This is a genomic window from Streptomyces sp. B15, from assembly GCF_018070605.1.
In the GTDB taxonomy this organism is placed as follows: domain Bacteria; phylum Actinomycetota; class Actinomycetes; order Streptomycetales; family Streptomycetaceae; genus Streptomyces; species Streptomyces smyrnaeus.
Map to the genome: position 1 here is coordinate 79,458 of NZ_JAGPXJ010000012.1, position 15,575 is coordinate 95,032.

14 protein-coding genes are annotated in these 15,575 nt (G+C 70.6%); 6 read left to right on the forward strand and 8 right to left on the reverse strand.

Going from position 1 to position 15,575, the window contains the following annotated elements; translation table 11 throughout:
• Positions 1–3: 3 nt before the first annotated feature.
• A complete protein-coding gene (locus tag KBY19_RS08555) occupies positions 4–1,155 on the forward strand; it encodes a S1 family peptidase (protein ID WP_099885935.1) in 1,152 nt (383 codons plus the stop codon).
• Positions 1,156–1,257: 102 nt separating this feature from the next.
• On the opposite strand, the gene KBY19_RS08560 is transcribed toward KBY19_RS08555, so the two are convergent.
• Entirely contained in the window at positions 1,258–2,247 is a 990-nt protein-coding gene (locus KBY19_RS08560) for a LysR family transcriptional regulator (protein ID WP_210965518.1), read from the reverse strand.
• An 86-nt stretch (positions 2,248–2,333) separates the two neighbouring features.
• Here KBY19_RS08560 and KBY19_RS08565 point away from each other — a divergent pair, with 86 nt between their 5' ends.
• Complete coding sequence (locus KBY19_RS08565; RefSeq protein ID WP_099885933.1) at positions 2,334–3,656, forward strand: aspartate aminotransferase family protein; 1,323 nt, start codon at positions 2,334–2,336, stop codon at positions 3,654–3,656.
• An 86-nt stretch (positions 3,657–3,742) separates the two neighbouring features.
• Here KBY19_RS08565 and KBY19_RS08570 read toward each other — a convergent pair whose 3' ends face one another.
• Together KBY19_RS08570 and KBY19_RS08575 are read right to left on the reverse strand one after the other, a co-directional pair.
• Positions 3,743–4,504, reverse strand: a complete 762-nt coding sequence (locus tag KBY19_RS08570; protein WP_307843472.1) for an IclR family transcriptional regulator — start codon at positions 4,502–4,504, stop codon at positions 3,743–3,745.
• A gap of 40 nt (positions 4,505–4,544) precedes the next feature.
• The gene (locus tag KBY19_RS08575; protein ID WP_210965520.1) at positions 4,545–5,948 is read right to left on the reverse strand and encodes an MFS transporter; all 1,404 of its coding nucleotides are present in this window, start codon (positions 5,946–5,948) and stop codon (positions 4,545–4,547) included.
• A gap of 277 nt (positions 5,949–6,225) precedes the next feature.
• On the opposite strand from KBY19_RS08575, the gene KBY19_RS08580 reads away from it, so the two are divergent.
• Positions 6,226–7,209 (forward strand): 2-hydroxyacid dehydrogenase, encoded by a 984-nt coding sequence (locus tag KBY19_RS08580; protein WP_247690747.1) that lies wholly within the window; start codon positions 6,226–6,228, stop codon positions 7,207–7,209.
• A gap of 39 nt (positions 7,210–7,248) precedes the next feature.
• Here the strand turns inward: KBY19_RS08580 and KBY19_RS08585 are convergent, their stop codons facing one another.
• The 5 genes from KBY19_RS08585 to hppD form a co-directional block, all read right to left on the reverse strand.
• On the reverse strand, positions 7,249–7,683 hold the full coding sequence (locus tag KBY19_RS08585) for a VOC family protein (protein WP_210965522.1): 435 nt from the start codon (positions 7,681–7,683) through the stop codon (positions 7,249–7,251).
• Positions 7,684–7,757: 74 nt separating this feature from the next.
• The gene (locus tag KBY19_RS08590; protein WP_210965524.1) at positions 7,758–8,447 is read right to left on the reverse strand and encodes a DUF899 family protein; all 690 of its coding nucleotides are present in this window, start codon (positions 8,445–8,447) and stop codon (positions 7,758–7,760) included.
• 171 nt (positions 8,448–8,618) lie between these two features.
• On the reverse strand, positions 8,619–9,908 hold the full coding sequence (locus KBY19_RS08595; protein WP_099885930.1) for a geranylgeranyl reductase family protein: 1,290 nt from the start codon (positions 9,906–9,908) through the stop codon (positions 8,619–8,621).
• The gene (locus tag KBY19_RS08600) at positions 9,905–10,654 is read right to left on the reverse strand and encodes a demethylmenaquinone methyltransferase (RefSeq protein ID WP_099885929.1); all 750 of its coding nucleotides are present in this window, start codon (positions 10,652–10,654) and stop codon (positions 9,905–9,907) included. Before KBY19_RS08600 ends, KBY19_RS08595 begins: the two co-directional genes overlap by 4 nt.
• 100 nt (positions 10,655–10,754) lie before the next feature.
• Entirely contained in the window at positions 10,755–11,915 is a 1,161-nt protein-coding gene (hppD, locus tag KBY19_RS08605; RefSeq protein WP_099885928.1) for a 4-hydroxyphenylpyruvate dioxygenase, read from the reverse strand.
• 369 nt (positions 11,916–12,284) lie between these two features.
• Between hppD and KBY19_RS08610 the strand changes: the two genes are divergently transcribed.
• The 3 genes from KBY19_RS08610 to KBY19_RS08620 are packed head-to-tail and all read left to right on the forward strand — an operon-like array spanning position 12,285 to position 15,573.
• Positions 12,285–13,310, forward strand: coding sequence for a methyltransferase (locus KBY19_RS08610; RefSeq protein WP_180289982.1), 1,026 nt, complete (start codon positions 12,285–12,287; stop codon positions 13,308–13,310).
• Positions 13,307–14,422: a prenyltransferase gene (locus KBY19_RS08615; RefSeq protein WP_307843473.1), complete on the forward strand. Its 1,116-nt coding sequence runs from the start codon at positions 13,307–13,309 to the stop codon at positions 14,420–14,422. Before KBY19_RS08610 ends, KBY19_RS08615 begins: the two co-directional genes overlap by 4 nt.
• Positions 14,419–15,573, forward strand: a complete 1,155-nt coding sequence (locus tag KBY19_RS08620; RefSeq protein ID WP_099885927.1) for a polyprenyl synthetase family protein — start codon at positions 14,419–14,421, stop codon at positions 15,571–15,573. Before KBY19_RS08615 ends, KBY19_RS08620 begins: the two co-directional genes overlap by 4 nt.
• Positions 15,574–15,575 lie beyond the last annotated feature (2 nt).

Below are 15,575 nucleotides of genomic sequence, written 5' to 3' on the forward strand. Positions count from 1 at the left end.
CCCATGAGACGCACCAGAACCCCGCGTGCCATCCTGTCCGCGCTGCTGCTCAGCGGTGCACTTGTGACAGCCGGATTCCTCCCGGCCTCGGCAGCAGGCGCGGAGTCACAGAGCGAGAAGGCTCCCGCCTCCGACGGCATACTCGCCGCCATGCAGCGGGACTTCGGTCTCAGCAAGCAGCAGGCCGCAGCACGGCTGGCCGCGGAGAAGCGTGCGACCGCCGTCGAGAAGAAGGCGCGACGAGCGGCAGGGTCCGCGTACGCCGGCTCCTGGTTCACCCCGAAGAGCCAGAAGTTGACCGTCGCGGTGGCCGACCGCAACAAGGCCGCAGCCGTACGGGCCACCGGCGCCACCGTCGAACTGGCCGACCGCAGCGCGAGGCAGCTCGACGCCGCCAAGAAGCGGATCGACGCACTCGACGCACCCGACGGCGTGACCAGTTGGCGCGCCGACTGGAAGACCAACCGGGTCGTCGTCGAGGTCCTCACCGACAAGCGATCCGACAACGATGTCAAGGACTTCCTGGCCCGGGCTCGCAAAGCAGGCCCGCTGACGGTACGGACCACCGACCACGCCCCCGAGACCTTCGCCGCCGGCACGGTCGGTGGCGACCCCTACTACACCGGTAACGTCCGCTGCTCCATAGGCTTCTCGGTACACGGCGGATTCGTCACGGCCGGCCACTGCGGCGGAACCGGCCAGGCGGTCAACGGCTGGGACCGCTCGTACATCGGCAACTTCCAAGGCTCATCGTTCCCCGGCAACGACTACGCATGGGTCAACGTCGGCAACGGCTGGTGGACCGTCCCTGTCGTCCTGGGCTGGGGCACGGTCTCCGACCAACTCGTCCGCGGCTCGGCGGAGGCCCCGGTGGGCGCCTCCATCTGCCGCTCGGGGTCGACCTCCCACTGGCACTGCGGCACCGTGCTCGCCAAGAACGAGACCGTCAACTACAGCCAGGGCGCCGTCCATGAGATGACCAAGACCAGCGCGTGCGCCGAGGGCGGCGACTCGGGCGGCTCCTTCATCAGCGGCGACCAGGCCCAGGGCGTCACCTCCGGCGGCTGGGGCAACTGCAGCAGCGGCGGCGAGACCTGGTACCAGCCCGTCAACGAGATCCTCAATCGTTACGGCCTGACCCTGCACACCGCCTGACCTTCCTGCCCCACCGGTCCGATGCGACGGTGCGCCCCTGCTCGGCACCGCCGCATCGGACCGCAGACCGGCGAGGAACCCGGCCGACTCGACAGGGCCGGATCACTCGTCATCGAGCGGCGTCAGGCCCTGGCTCTGGGCCTGGTCCTGGCTCTGGGCCCGGCCCTCGTGGTCCGCGCCCTGATCGCGGTCGTGGTCCTGGTCGTGGTCCTGGTTGTGGCGCAGCGCGTCCAGCACCACATGCACCGCCGCGCGGGTCGGTGAGCCCCGGCGGATCGCCGCCGTGATCGTGCGCCTCACAGGAGCCGCCAGTTCCCTGGTGGCGACGCGATAGCGGCGATCGACCGCCAACCCGGGCAGCAGCGTGATCGACAACCCGGCCTCGACGTGCTGCAAGGTCATCATGTAGTTGCTGAACCGGCACACCACACGCGGCTCGAACTGTGCTTGGCGGCACAGTCGCAGGGCGAGGTTCGCCATGTAGGACTGTGGTATGTCCAGCGCCCACGGCTCGTCCGCGTAGGCAGCGAGATCCGCCGGGCCACGCCCGGCCGCAGGGTGCTCGGGCGGCGCCACCAGCAGGATCGGGTCCGTGGCCAGCGGTACGAGATCGAGGTCCGGCCCCAACGGCAACTCGTCGAAGTCCGTGGTCGTGATGATGATGTCCACGTCGCCGCCCCGCAGCGCGGGCATGCTCTCGTGCGGCTCCAGCTGCAGCAGCTCGACGTCGAGGTGCGGATGCTGGCGCGCAAGGCGGGTCACCGCCGGCACGGCCATGGTGTGGATCGCGCTCTGGAACGCCCCCAGACGCACCAGCCCGGCCGGTTCTTCGCCGAACCCGCGCAGTTCCGCCTCGACGGTCTCCATGTGGTCGAGGACGGCCCGCGCCCGCCGCGCGAGGATCAGACCGGCCGGGGTCAGCCGCACCCGGCGTCCCGTCCGTTCCAACAGTTGGGTGCCTGTCTCGGTCTCCAGCACGGCGAGCTGCTGAGACACGCTGGACGGGCTCAGATCGGCGGCTTGGGCGACCGCCCGCACGGTGCCCAGTGTGTCCAGCCGGCTCAGCAGCCGCAGTCTCCAGGGGTTCATCACATGGCTATTGTTGTACGGAATTGCCGAACAGGACAGCCGGAATTGTTTGATGGACGTGTCGCTCGGCTGCGCCTTACCGTCGGGGCATGGCTGCTTCGACCACCGCCGCACCGTCCGCCGGAACCTTCTGGGCCGATGCCGACAAGCACCTCGTCCGCTACGGCGGCGAGTTCACCCGCGAGATCATCGACCGCGCCGCCGGGAGTTTCGTGTTCACCGCCGAGGGCCGCAAGCTCCTGGACTTCACCTCCGGGCAGATGAGCGCGATCCTCGGCCACTCGCACCCGCGGATCGTCGCCACCGTCCAGCGGCAGATCGGCACCCTCGACCACCTCTTCAGCGGCATGCTCAGCCGCCCGGTGGTCGACCTCGCCCGGCGGCTGGCCGACACCCTGCCCGCGCCGCTGGAGAAGGCGCTGCTGCTGACGACCGGCGCCGAGTCGAACGAAGCCGCGATCCGGATGGCGAAACTCGTCACCGGCAGGCATGAGATCGTCTCCTTCGCACGGTCCTGGCACGGCATGACGCAGGCCGCCGCCTCCGCCACCTACAGCGCGGGGCGCAAGGGGTACGGCCCGGGCGCTCCCGGAAACTTCGCCCTCCCGGTGCCGAACGCGTACCGGCCCGACTTCACCACGGCCGACGGCTCGCTGGACTGGCGGCGTCAGCTGGACTTCGCCTTCGACCTGATCGACGCCCAGTCGACCGGCAGCCTGGCCGCCTGTCTGGTCGAACCGATACTCAGCTCAGGCGGCATCATCGAGCCGCCGGCCGGGTACTTCGCCGCCCTGCGGGAGAAATGCCGGGAGCGCGGCATGCTGTTGATCCTCGACGAGGCCCAGACCGGCCTGTGCCGCACCGGGACCTGGTACGCGTTCGAGCGCGACGGTGTCGTCCCGGACATCCTCACCCTGTCCAAGACCCTCGGTGCCGGGCTGCCCCTGGCGGCGGTGGTCACCAGCGCCGAGATCGAACAGGAGGCGCACGAGCGCGGGTACCTGTTCTTCACCACCCACGTCGCCGACCCGCTGGTGGCCGCGGTCGGCAACACGGTTCTCGATGTGCTGATCGACGACAGGCTCGACGAGCGCGCACGGACGCTCGGCACGTTCCTCCACGACGGCCTGAGCGCCCTCGCCGACCGTCACGCGGTCGTCGGGGACGTCCGCGGCCGGGGCCTGCTGGCCGGCCTCGAACTCGTCGCCGACCGCGAGACGAAGCGGAGCTCCAACGAGTTGGGTGCGCGGGTCACCCGGCGCTGCCTCGAACTGGGCCTGCACATGAACATCGTCCAGCTGCCCGGTATGGGCTCGGTGCTGCGGATGGCACCGCCACTGACCGCAACCGAGGAAGAGCTGTCGCTGGGCCTGACGATTCTGGACCAGGCGATCGGCGACACCTGTCGCTGACCGCGCTGACCGCGCTGACCGCCGGCTGCACAAGAGGCACCTTGGGCGGCACCGGCGGCGCCGACAGTTCCCGCGATGGAGGCCGGTCAGCCCATGACGGCCGCGATCTCCTCCGCGCAGTCCAGCAGCGCGGGCACATGAGTGCGCAGCTCCTCCGCCGAGGTCAGGACGACCGTCGCACCCAGTGACACCGCCGGCCGGGGGCGCCCGTGGCCGTCAGGGTCGGGGACGGCGGCCGCGATCGAGCGGACGCCGACCTCGTTCTCCTCGTCGACCTCCGCCCAGCCGCGTGCTGCGACCCGGGCCAGCTCCTCCCGCAGCGCTCCCGGTTCCGTACGCGTCCGGTCCGTCACGGCCGGCAGACCGCCCGCGAGCAACCGCTCGCGCTCCCGCTCGGGGAGGGCCGCGGCGAGTGCCTTGCCCAAGGAGGTGGCGTGCCACGGGTTGCGGGTGCCCTCGGCACTGCGCAGCTGGAGGTGCTGGGTGCCCTGGACCGTGAGGACGAGCAGGACGTCGGCGCCGTCGAGGATCCCGGCGATCGCCGGCAGGCCGGTACGTGCGGCGAGGCGGCGCATCGGGTCGGCCGCCGCCGAGTAGCCGGCGGGGGAACGCTGGAAGGCGCGGGAGAGCTCCAGGACACGGACCCCGAGCGCATAGCGGCGGGTGTCCTCGTCGTATGCGACGAAGCGGTCGGCCGCCAGCCGTCCCAGCAGCCGGTGCGCACTGCTGACGGGGAGCCCGGCCGTACGGGCGACGGCGCTGACGCCGAGACCGGCGGGGTGGTCGGCCAGTACGGTCAACAGCCGCAGACCACGGCTGAGCATGTCGTCGCCCGACGGTGCGCTCACCCTCGCCGCTCCCTCGCCTCTCGCCACCGTGTGCGGCACATCATCCCCGTACCGCGGGCTTCACCGTACCGGCACCGTCGGTGGGCCGGGCGGCCGAGGCGTCCGGCCGCGGCTCGCGGATGGTCAGCATCAGCGCGGAGGAGATCAGTGTGCACACCGCCATGAAGCCGAACGCGCCCCCGTCGCCCAGCGAGGTGCCGCGCACCCAGCCGACGAGGTAGGTGCCCGCGAAGGAGCCGAGCGCGCCGAAGGAGTTGACGCAGGCCACCGCGGCGCCCGCGACACCCGCCGGTGCCAGCTCGGAGACGAGCGCGAAGTACGGGCCGTACGGGGCGTACATGCACAGGCCCGCGACGACCAGGAGGGTCAGGGCGAGCGGGAAGTGGGGACCCGCGAGGTAGGAGCCGAAGAGGGCCAGGGCGCCCAGTCCGAGCCATGGCCACACGGCGACGCGGCGTCGGCCGCTGCGGTCGGAGATGCGGGAGTTGACCAGCATGGCGAGCGCGGCGAAGACGTACGGCACTGCCGTCAGCAGCCCGGTCGTCCCGATGCCCTCGCCGGAGCCCTTCTTGACGATGGCGGGCAGCCAGAAGATGAAGCCGTACATGCCGAACGACCAGAAGAAGTACTGCGCGGCCAGGATGACCACGGGGCGGGAGCGCAGCACCTTGCGGTACTCGTCGGCGGTGGCGCGCGGGGCGTCGGCGGTGGTGGCGCCCGCCTCGGCGGCGGTGGTGACGGCTGCGGTGGCTGGGGTACCGGCGGCGGCGCGGTGTTCGGCGGCGAGTTCGGCGCGCAGTTCCCGGCGCTCGGGCTCGGGCAGCCAGCGGGCGTCGTCCGGGCGGTCCTTGATCAGTTTCAGGCAGAGCAGACCCCACAGGACGGACGGGATGCCCTCCGCGACGAACATCATCCGCCAGTCCGTCACCGCGATCAGCCAGCCGGAGACGACCGACAGCCACATGACGGTGATCGGGTTGCCCAGGATCAGCAGTGTGTTGGCCCGGCCTCGCTCGCCCTTGGTGAACCATCGGCTGAGCAGCATCACCATCGAGGGCAGTACCGCACCCTCGACGACGCCCAGCATGAACCGTACGGCGATGAGCTGACCGGGGCTGCTGAGGACGCCCTGCAGCACGGCCAGGACGCCCCAGGCAACCGTCGACCAGGCGATGAGGCGGCGGGCGCTGCGCTGCTCGGCGTAGATGGTGCCGGGGATCTGGAAGAAGAAGTAGCCGAGGAAGAAGGAGGCCGCGATGAGCGAGTCGAGACCGGCGGACAGATGCAGGTCCTCGGCCATACCGCCCGCCGACGCGATCGCGTAGTTCGACTTGTCGAGATAGGCGAGCGAGTAGGTGACGAAGGCGACCGGCATCAGATACCGGGCACGGGCCGAGGACCAGAATCCCCGGGCGTCGGTGCGGGGAGGTGACGCCACTGTCATTCCCGGACCCCCTTTTTTCCGTGGGATGGAAAGTGTTTCACTGAGCGGGAAGGACGTTACGAGCGTGTGGCGTACAGGTCAATGGTTCCGAAGGCGGCCGAGCCCACGGTCCGGGCCCACCGCCCGCGGACCGGGCAGCAGAGCCCCCGCCGGCCACCCGCCCGAGACCTCCGGTCAACGCCCCGACGAACGGCCCACGAGCCGGAAACACAAGCCGGAATCACGAGCCAGAACCGCAACCCGCGACCGCGAACCCCGACTCACGACCCACGAACCCATGACCCGACCGACGAGAGGCCGCAGCGAGATGTCCGACAACCGTGAGAGCACCGCCCCCGACACCGTCGATGTCCTTCTGCCGTGGAGCGGCCTCGACGAGAGGCACGGGCCCTGGCCCTCGAACGTCCGCGTCCACGTCTGGGACGGGCTCTCCCCCGAGGACGAGTTGCCACCCGAGGTGCTCGGGCGCGTCGACCTCTGGGTGATGCCGTATGCCGTACCGGGCGCGGAGCGGCTGCTTCCGCGTCTGACGCGGCTACGGGCCGTACAGTCGCTGAGCGCCGGTGTGGAGAAGCTGCTGCCGCTGCTGCCGGAGGGCGTCGCGCTGCACAACGGCCGTGGTCTGCACGACTCCAGCACCGCCGAGCACGCGCTCGGCCTCGTTCTCGCCGCCCAGCGCGACCTGCCGCAGTGGGTCGCCGACCAGCACGCGGGGCGCTGGGAGCCGCACTTCACCCGCTCGCTCGCCGACTGCCGGGTGGCGGTGATCGGCTACGGCTCCATCGGCGCCGCTGTGGAAAAGCGGCTGCTGGCGTGCGAGGCGGAGGTCGTACGGGTCGCCCGCCGCGCCCGTCCCGCCAAGCGTGTGCATCCTGCGGACGACCTGGCCCGGCTGCTGCCGGACGTCGACATCGCAGTGCTCGTCCTGCCGGATACGCCCGCCACAGTGGGACTCGTCGGCAAGGAGGAGCTGGCCGCACTGCCGGACGGCGCGCTCGTCGTCAACGTCGGCCGGGGCCGCACCCTCGACACCGAAGCGCTGCTCGCGGAGGTGCGGAACGGACGGCTGCGGGCCGCCCTCGACGTCACCGACCCCGAACCCCTGCCGGCGGACCACCCGCTGCGCACGGCCCCGGGCGTGCTGATCACGCCGCATGTGGCGGGCGGCTCCGCCTCCTTCCGCCCCCGTGCCGAACGCCTCGTCGTCGACCAGGTCCACCGCTTCGCGGCGGGAGCGCCGCTGCGGAATCGGTTCGAGTAGCGGGAGCCGTCCCCGCGATGCTCGGCATCGCGGGGACGCTCAGTCGAGACAGAACTCGTTGCCCTCGATGTCCTGCATCACGATGCACGACTCGTTCTCCTCATCGGCGGGCAGCAGCCGCACGCGTACCGCGCCGAGTGCGACCAGTCGTGCGCATTCGGCCTCGAGCGCGGCCAGGCGCTCCTGACCCACGAGTCCGGTGCCGACCCGTACGTCGAGATGCAGCCGATTCTTGGCCACCTTCTCCTCGGGTACGCGCTGGAAGTACAGTCGCGGGCCCACCCCCGAGGGGTCGCTGCAGCCGAACCACGAGCCCTGCTCCTCGGGAGGCTGGGAGCGGTCGAACTCTTCCCACGTGGCGAACCCCTCCGGCGGCGGAGGTACGACATACCCCAACACCTCGCACCAGAAGCGAGCGACGCGCTCAGGTTCTTTGCAGTCGAAGGTGACTTGAAACTGCCTGATCGATGACATCGGCGCACCATAGCAGGGACTCTGTCGATCATTTCCCGGCGCGGGCCCGCCAGTTGCCGGCTCGCCGCCTGGTGTCACCTACTCCAGTAGTCGAGTGCGGCGTACCAGTCGCCCCGGCCCGGGCGGGTGAGGTCGAGAAGGTGCCACACGGGGCTGAGCAGGTCGATGCCTCGCTGGTCGATGTCGTCGGACATCCGGGGGTGCGCCGAGTAGAAGTGGCGTACCGCTCCGTTGTCGTCGCGGGTGAACACCGACACCGTCGAATCCTGGTTGCCTTCGGCGTCCTCGCTGCCCAGGTCGTACTTGAAAGTGCTGGACCCGGCGCCGAGCAGCCGCAGAGCGGTCCACTTCCGGTTCCGGGCGTGCGTACGGAGTGCGGGCAGGTCGGCCGCCGCGACGATTGCGAGGTCGGCGTTCTGTGCGACGTGATGCGCCACCGCGTTGAAACCGTCGAGCCACATCGTGCACATGGGGCACGGCTCAGTCTGCGTCTTGCCGTACATGAAGTGGTAGACGATCAGGTCGCGGCCGGGCCCGGTGAACAGTTCGCTCAGGCGCACGCTCCGCACCGGGGCGTCACCAGCGTGCAGATCGGCGGGACCTTCCTCGAACACATAGTCATCGACGACGGGTCCCAGCGGCAATCGGCGGCGCAGGTCCGCCACACGTTCGCGATGGCGCATCAGCGCGATCTCGGCTTGTCGCAGCTCCTCACGGGCGCCGGCGTATGCGGCCGACTCTTCGGTGAGATTGGTCTGGCGCATCGCTGCTCCCGGTCCGGCTGCTGGGTGGTCGCCCACCATCTGCCCTGCTCCGGCATCGTATGTCTGCTGCAGGGCTCAGCCGGGGCAAATCGGCGGGCGCCTGGTCAAGTGCACCCCGCTGGATCAGCCGGGCCAGTGGCCGGTCCGGGCGCGGGCGCAGACGCCTGACGGTCACGAAGGACGCCCGCTCAGCTCCTTGTCCCGGGGGAAGACCCGTACCAGCGTATTGACCAGGTGGTCCACCGCGTCGGTCCCGGGGCGGTCCGACAGGTTCGACAAGAGCCGCACCATGGCGCCCATCACCACCGGCGATCTGACCGCGTTCCGGGTGACCAGCGAGGTGAACAGCGGGCGCGCCATCAGCGAGGAGAAGACGCGGCCGAACCGGTAATAGCGGCCCAACCGGGTGGCGATCTCCCGAGGGTACCGCTCCAGCACCCGCTCCCGGGAGGGCCCCGGGGGCCGACTCAGCGCCTGGGGTACCAGATCGGCGACGAGCTCGCCGGCTTCCATGGCGTAGGCGATCCCCTCGCCGTTGCACGGGTTGACCATGCCACCCGCGTCGCCGATCAGCAGCAGTCCCTGGTGGTAGTGAGGGAGCCGGTTGAATCCCATGGGCAACGCTGCGCCGCGCAGCGGCCCGTCCGCCTGCTCCTCGCCGTGCAGCCCCCACTCCCGCGGCGTCCGCTCCAGCCAGGGGGCGAGCATCGCACGGACGTCGGTGGTGCCGGTGCGGGAGTCGTTGAGGACTCCGAGGCCCACGTTGACCCTGCCGTCGCCCAGGGGGAAGATCCAGCTGTAGCCGGGCAGGATCTGGCCGTCGGCTCGGCGCAGGTCGAGCCAGGACTCCAGATACGGGTCCTGGTGTTTGGCGGGGCTGCGGTAGTAGCGGCGCACCGCCGTGCCCACGGGGCGCTTCCCCAGCCGGGTGACGCCCATGGCCAGTCCGAGCCGCGACGCGACGCCGTCGGCGGCGATCACCACGGGGGCCGAGAAGTCCCGTGACACCCCGTCGGGACCGCAGGCCGCGCTGACCCCGGTGATCCGGCCCGCCGCGTCCCGCAGCGGTGCCGTCACCTTCGTCCCGGTGTGCAGTACGACACCGGCGGCAGCCGCCCGTTCGGCGAGCAGCTGGTCGAAGTCGTGGCGGGTGCGGGTGAGGCCGTAGCCCGGAAAGCTGTGCCCCTCCGGCCAGTCCACCTCCAGGGTGACTCCGCGCGAGACGAAGCGCAGCCCGCGGTTGCGGCACCACCCGGGAGCGGTGGTGTCGACGCCCATCCGTACGAGGTGCCGTACCGCCCGCGGCGTCAGGCCGTCCCCGCAGACCTTCTCCCGGGGGAAGCCGGACTTCTCCAGCAGCAGCACCTCGACCCCCTGGCGGGCCAGGTGGTAGGCGGCCGTGGACCCGGCCGGTCCCGCGCCGACGACGAGCACCTGGGCGGTGGGGTGCGGCCCCGTCATACGGCGGGCTCCATGCGGGGGCCCTCGTGCCGGTCGGCACTGTGCGGCCCGGGGCCGTGGGCCGGGGCCGTGGCGCGGTGCAGCGCGACGATGCCGCCGGTCAGGTTGCGCCAGCCGACCCGCTGCCAGCCCGCTTCCTGGAGCAGTGCCGCGAGTGAGGGCTGGTCGTGCCAGGCGCGGATGGTGTCGGAAAGGTAGGTGTAGGCATCCGGGTTGCTGGAGACGCGGTTGGCGATACGGGGCAGGCCCCCCATCAGATAGCGCAGATACACGGTGCGGAAGGGCTCCCAGGTGGGGTGGCTGAATTCGCAGACGACCAGCCGTCCGCCGGGGCGGGTCACCCGCGCCATCTCCCGCAGCGCCGCGCCGGGGTCGACGACGTTGCGCAGGCCGAACATGATGGTCACCGCGTCGAATGCGGCCGCCTCGAAGGGGAGCTGCAAGGCGTCGCCGACCCGCAGGTCGAGGGAGCGGGCGGCGCCGCGGGCCACCATGCCGGGCGACCGGTCGACGCCGAGGACGGTGGCGCCGGACCGGGCGAGTTCCTCGGTGGAGACGCCGGTGCCGCAGGCGACGTCCAGACAGGTCTCGCCCGGCTGGAGTGCGAGCGCCGCGCGGGCGCGGGCCCGCCAGAGCCTGTCCTGCCCGCCGGAGAGCAGGGTGTTGGTGCGGTCGTAGTGGTCGGCCGCTTCGTCGAACATGCGTGTGACCTGGTCCGGGTGCTTCGCGAGGGTCGCACGGCTCATGGGCAGCTCCTTGGTCCGACAGCGGTTCGACCCGCGGCTGGACCCGCGGTTCGTCGACGGTTCGTCAGCGGCGTGGCAGTGGCATGGCAGCGGCTCGCGGTCAGAGGTTTCCTCGTCGGTCCTGCTCCCGCTCCACCGCTTCGAAGAGGGCCTTGAAATTGCCCTTGCCGAAGCCCTGGCTACCGTGCCGCTCGATCAGTTCGATGAAGAACGTCGGCCGGTCGACGAGGGGGCGGGTGAAGATCTGCAACAGGTATCCGTCCTCGTCGCGGTCCACGAGTACGCCGCGCTCCCGCAGTTCGCCGACATCCACCCGGACGTCCCCGAGGCGGGCCCGCAGTTCGGGATCGTCGTAGTAGGCGTCCGGGGTCGTCAGGAAATCCACTCCCGCTGCCCGCAGGGCGTCCGTCGCGGCCAGGATGTCGTATGTCTCCAGTGCGATGTGCTGGACTCCGGGACCGCGGTGGTACTGGAGGTATTCGTCGATCTGCGAGCGCTTCTTTCCGGGGGCGGGCTCGTTCAGCGGCAGTTTGACCTTGCCTGTGCCGTCGGCGACGACCTTGCTCATCAGCGCCGAGTATTCGGTGGCGATGTCCTCGCCGACGAATTCGGCCATCGTGGTGAAGCCCAGAACGCGCCGGTAGAAATTCACCCACTTGTCCATGAGACCGTGTTCCACGCAGCCGACTGTGTGGTCCACCTGGTGGAAGAGCAGCGGAGACGAGGGCTTGGGGACGACGGGTGGCGGGCCGAAACCCGGCAGAAAGAGCCCGTCGTAGGAGTCGCGCTCCACCAGGGTGTGCCGCAGTTCGCCGTACGTGGCGATGGCGGCCGTCCGGACCTGGCCGGACTCGTCGGTGTGCACCGTGGGCTCCTGGAGCACGGTGGCGCCGGCCTCGGCCGCGTATGCCAGACCCTCGTCCAGGTTGCTCACCTGGAGCGCGACGTCGCTGACCCCGTCCCCGTGGGTGGCGGCCCACCGTGCGGCGCCGCTGTCCGGGGAGGCACCGCCGGTGATGAGGAAACGCACCCGCCCCGAGGTGAGCAGATACTCCGAGAGCCCGGTGCGGGAGGTCTCGTTCCCCCGGTAGGCGGTCACCTCCATGCCGAAGGTGTTGACGTAGAAGTGCACGGCCTGCCGTGCGTTACCGACGCAGAGCCGAATGTGGTCGATACCCAGTAGATCGCAGGGACGTTTCCCGGCGGTTTCCTTCCGAGGCTGCGAAACCTCTCCTGCGGGAACGGTTTCCTGAAGTTCCATGACCGAGGTCCTTTGCACTGCGTCACGTGGCACGGCGGTGCCGGACAGCGTGGAGCTGCCGCGCGGAACCAAGCCGCACTGCGGGAGACGTTACGTGCCGCCGGGCAGCACGCGGGTCACCACGCGTGTGTCAGCCCCGTCCGGTCACTCAGCCAAGTGAATATTTGACGCCGCAGGCCCATCGGACGCTTATCTCCGGCTATGTGCGGCACCTATTCGCCGGGCCGCGGAATGCGGCCCCGCTGTGCGTTCGTCTCCATGATCCTGAGTATTGAGCCCTGAGAAGAAGGATTCCACGTGACCTCCTCGATGACCACGCGGCCGAGCGATGTGGGCCAGGTCGCCGCCCCGTCGGTGCCCCCGCTGACCATGGACCGCCTGTCGTTCATCCTGTTCGGTCACGCCGCCTTCCAGTATTTGAACGCTGCCTGCGAGCTGGGGGTGCTCGACCTGTTGGCGGAGCGGGGGCCCTTGCCGGAAGAGGAGATCCGCACCCGGCTCGGACTGGAGGAGCGGGCCTGCGCGGTTCTGCTGCTGGGGTGCACCGCGCTCGGGCTGACGGTCAAGGAGGGCGGCCACTACCGTGTCGCCGACCTGGTGGCATCGCTGCGGGCCGGCGGCACCTGGCAGAACATCAAGGACACGGTCGCCTTCGAGCAGCACGTCGTCTACGAGGGGCAGGCCGACTTCACCGAATCGCTGCGGCGGAACAGCAATGTGGGACTGCGCCGCATCCCCGGGGACGAGCCCGACCTCTACCAGCGACTGAGCGGCAACCCGCGGCTGGAGTCGGTCTTCTACCGCTATATGAAGTCCTGGTCCGAGTTGGCCAACAGCCACCTTGTGCACACGCTGGACCTGGGGAACGCCCATCGGCTGCTGGACTGCGGCGGCGGTGACGCGGTCAACGCCATCGCGCTGGCCCGGCACAACCCCGCCCTGCAGATCACCGTGCTGGAGATCCCGGCCTCGGCCGAGATGACAGCTGCCCGCATCACCCGGGCCGGGCTCTCGGACCGGGTCGGCGTGCAGCCCGGCGACATGTTCGCCGATCCTTTCCCCACCGGCATGGACTGTGTGCTGTTCGCCCATCAGCTCGTCATCTGGACACCGGAGCAGAACACGGCGCTGCTGCGCAAGGCCTACACCGCCCTCGAACCGGGCGGCCGTGTGGTGATCTTCAACTCCATGTCGAACGACGAGGGGGACGGCCCACTCGTCGCCGCGCTGGACAGCGTCTACTTCGCCGCACTGCCTGCCGAAGGCGGCATGATCTACCCCTGGCGGGTGCACGAGCGGTGTCTGCGGGACGCCGGATTCACCGCTGTCGAGCGTCATCCCGTACCCGGCTGGACCCCGCACGGGATCATCGTCGCCACCAAAGAGGCAGCGTGAGTCCGCCTCAGCCGACCAGCGGGGCCACGGCCTCCGGGACGCTGACCGCCTTTTTGAAGCTGGCGCGCGTCAAGTTCCTGTTCCAGAGCATGATGGTCACAGGGTTCGGTGTCACCCTCGCCGTCCACACGGGCGGGGCCTTCTCACTCCCCTGGTATCTGCTCACCTTGGGCTTCGCCTGGTCGACGCACCTGATGACGCACTTTTGCAACGAGTACTTCGACCTGGAGGCCGACCGGGCCAACCCCTCCCCCACCTCGTGGACCGGTGGCAGCCGCACTCTGGTGGACGGACTGCTCAGCCCCACGGTGAGCCTCGCCTCCGCCTTCGTGGCCCTCTTCGTCGGCATCGCGCTCACTGCCGCGATGCCGACACTGTCCACCCGGCTGCTCGCCGTCGCGCTGATGGCCCTGGCGTGGTTCTACACGGCGCCGCCGCTCCGGCTGAACTACCGCGCGCTCGGGGAGGTGACGTGTGCGACCGTGCTGTACGGCATGGGGCCGCTGCTGGCCGCGCTGCTGCAGCCGGGCGGGCTCTCGGCACTGCTGCTGTGGTGCACCGCCGTCGTCTGTCTGCTGCAGGTGCTCCGCTGTCTGATCATGAACTTCGCCGACATGGAGGGCGACCGGCTCGTCGGCAAGAACACTCTCGCCGCAGCTCTCGGCCCCATCAGAGTGGCCCGCCTGTACGCCTCCGGCCAGGGCGTGCTGTACGCCGGGGTGCTGGCGCTGGCCGCGGCGGGAGAGCTGCCGTTCCTGGTGGCGGTCGCCCAGCTGGCCTGTGCTCCGGCCGGACTCCATGTGCTCCGGGGGCTGCTCAACGGGGCGATGGCGGAGCCGCGCAAGGCCGACGGCGTCACCTTCTGGGCGTCCATGCAGTTGCCGCTGACCACATGCGGAACCATGATCGCGCTACTGGTCGATCTCGCGCTTCGGGGCACACCGGCGCCGACCCCGTGGATCGTCATCGCCGTGGGCACCACGGTCGTGTTCGCGGGGTGGCTGACGCGTACCGCACTGGTCTCCCGGCGTCCGACGACGACGGCGGCGGACGGGACGCGGACGCGGCCGGCAGAGCCGGCGCCGGTCGAAGGGCAGGCGGAACGGGCATGACCTCCGTGGCAGGGACGACTCCCGCCGACATCCGGGTCGCCCAGCAGCTGTGCGAGCACGCCCGCCGACAGACGCAGCCGGCACTTCTCAAGGCCGTCAGCCGCCTGCCCGGTCCGCTGGCTCCGGTCGGCGCCTACCACTTCGGATGGCACCGGTCGCCGAGCGGTGCGGAAGACGACGTCCCTCACCGGCCGGAAGACGACCTCCTGGGTGCCCCGGGGCAGGAGCGTGCAGGCGGGGCCCCGGACACCGCGTCGACGCCGGAGCCGGACAGTGGGAAGGCGGTGCGGCCCGCCCTGGTGTATCTCGCCGCCGAGGCACTGGGCGCGCCGAGCGAGCGCGCGATCCCCGGAGCGGTCGCTGTCGAACTGGTGCACAACTTCACGCTGGTGCACGACGACATCACCGACGGGGACGCCACCCGCCGCGGCAGGCCCGCGCTGTGGAAGCGGTTCGGCGTCGGCCCGGCGCTGCTGGCGGGGGACGGCCTCCACGTACTGGCCATGGACGCCCTGCTGAGGCCGCTCGACGAGCGCTCGGGCACGGCAGCCGCGCTGCTCAATCACGCCCTCATCGCGACCATGTACGGGCAGGTGCGGGACCTCAGCTTCGTCCAGCGGCCCTGGGCCGGCCCGTCGGCGGTCTCGGTGGCCGAGTACCGGGCTGCCGCCAAGGGCAAGACGGGAGCGCTGCTGGCCTGTGCGACGGCGCTGGGTGCCCTGCTCGCGGGCGGCAGGCCGCGGCAGGTGGCACGGTTCGCCGCGTTCGGCCGCCATCTGGGCGTGGCTTTCCAGTGCGCCGACGACATCCTCGGCCTGTGGGGCGATCGGCGGTGTACGGGCAAGCCCGTGGGCAACGACCTGCTGCTGGCGCGGAAGACCATTCCGGTGCTCCTCGCGCTCTCCGCCGAGACACCCGCGGCTGCGCGATTGCGGGAACTCCTCGGCCGTAGGGACAGCCCGCTCACCCCTCAGGTGGTGCCCGAGATCCTGGGGCTGGTCGGCGAGGCCGGCGGAGAGGAGGCCACCCGGCGGGAGGCGGAACACCAGACGGCGCTGGCCCTTCGGATGCTGGCGACGGTGCCGATGTCCGAACACACGCGCCGCCGGTTCGCCGCCATGGCCACCTATCTGACACGGCGGAGCTCCTAGGG

Excerpts from the sequence above, each read along its gene's own strand:
- KBY19_RS08555 (WP_099885935.1), top strand. The coding sequence starts at position 4 with ATGAGACGCACCAGAACCCCGCGTGCCATCCTGTCCGCGCTGCTGCTC.
- KBY19_RS08565 (WP_099885933.1), top strand. The coding sequence starts at position 2,334 with ATGGCTGCTTCGACCACCGCCGCACCGTCCGCCGGAACCTTCTGGGCC.
- KBY19_RS08575 (WP_210965520.1), bottom strand. The coding sequence starts at position 5,948 with ATGACAGTGGCGTCACCTCCCCGCACCGACGCCCGGGGATTCTGGTCC.
- KBY19_RS08580 (WP_247690747.1), top strand. The coding sequence starts at position 6,226 with ATGACCCGACCGACGAGAGGCCGCAGCGAGATGTCCGACAACCGTGAG.
- KBY19_RS08585 (WP_210965522.1), bottom strand. The coding sequence starts at position 7,683 with ATGTCATCGATCAGGCAGTTTCAAGTCACCTTCGACTGCAAAGAACCT.
- KBY19_RS08590 (WP_210965524.1), bottom strand. The coding sequence starts at position 8,447 with ATGCGCCAGACCAATCTCACCGAAGAGTCGGCCGCATACGCCGGCGCC.
- KBY19_RS08595 (WP_099885930.1), bottom strand. The coding sequence starts at position 9,908 with ATGACGGGGCCGCACCCCACCGCCCAGGTGCTCGTCGTCGGCGCGGGA.
- KBY19_RS08600 (WP_099885929.1), bottom strand. The coding sequence starts at position 10,654 with ATGAGCCGTGCGACCCTCGCGAAGCACCCGGACCAGGTCACACGCATG.
- hppD (WP_099885928.1), bottom strand. The coding sequence starts at position 11,915 with ATGGAACTTCAGGAAACCGTTCCCGCAGGAGAGGTTTCGCAGCCTCGG.
- KBY19_RS08610 (WP_180289982.1), top strand. The coding sequence starts at position 12,285 with ATGGACCGCCTGTCGTTCATCCTGTTCGGTCACGCCGCCTTCCAGTAT.
- KBY19_RS08620 (WP_099885927.1), top strand. The coding sequence starts at position 14,419 with ATGACCTCCGTGGCAGGGACGACTCCCGCCGACATCCGGGTCGCCCAG.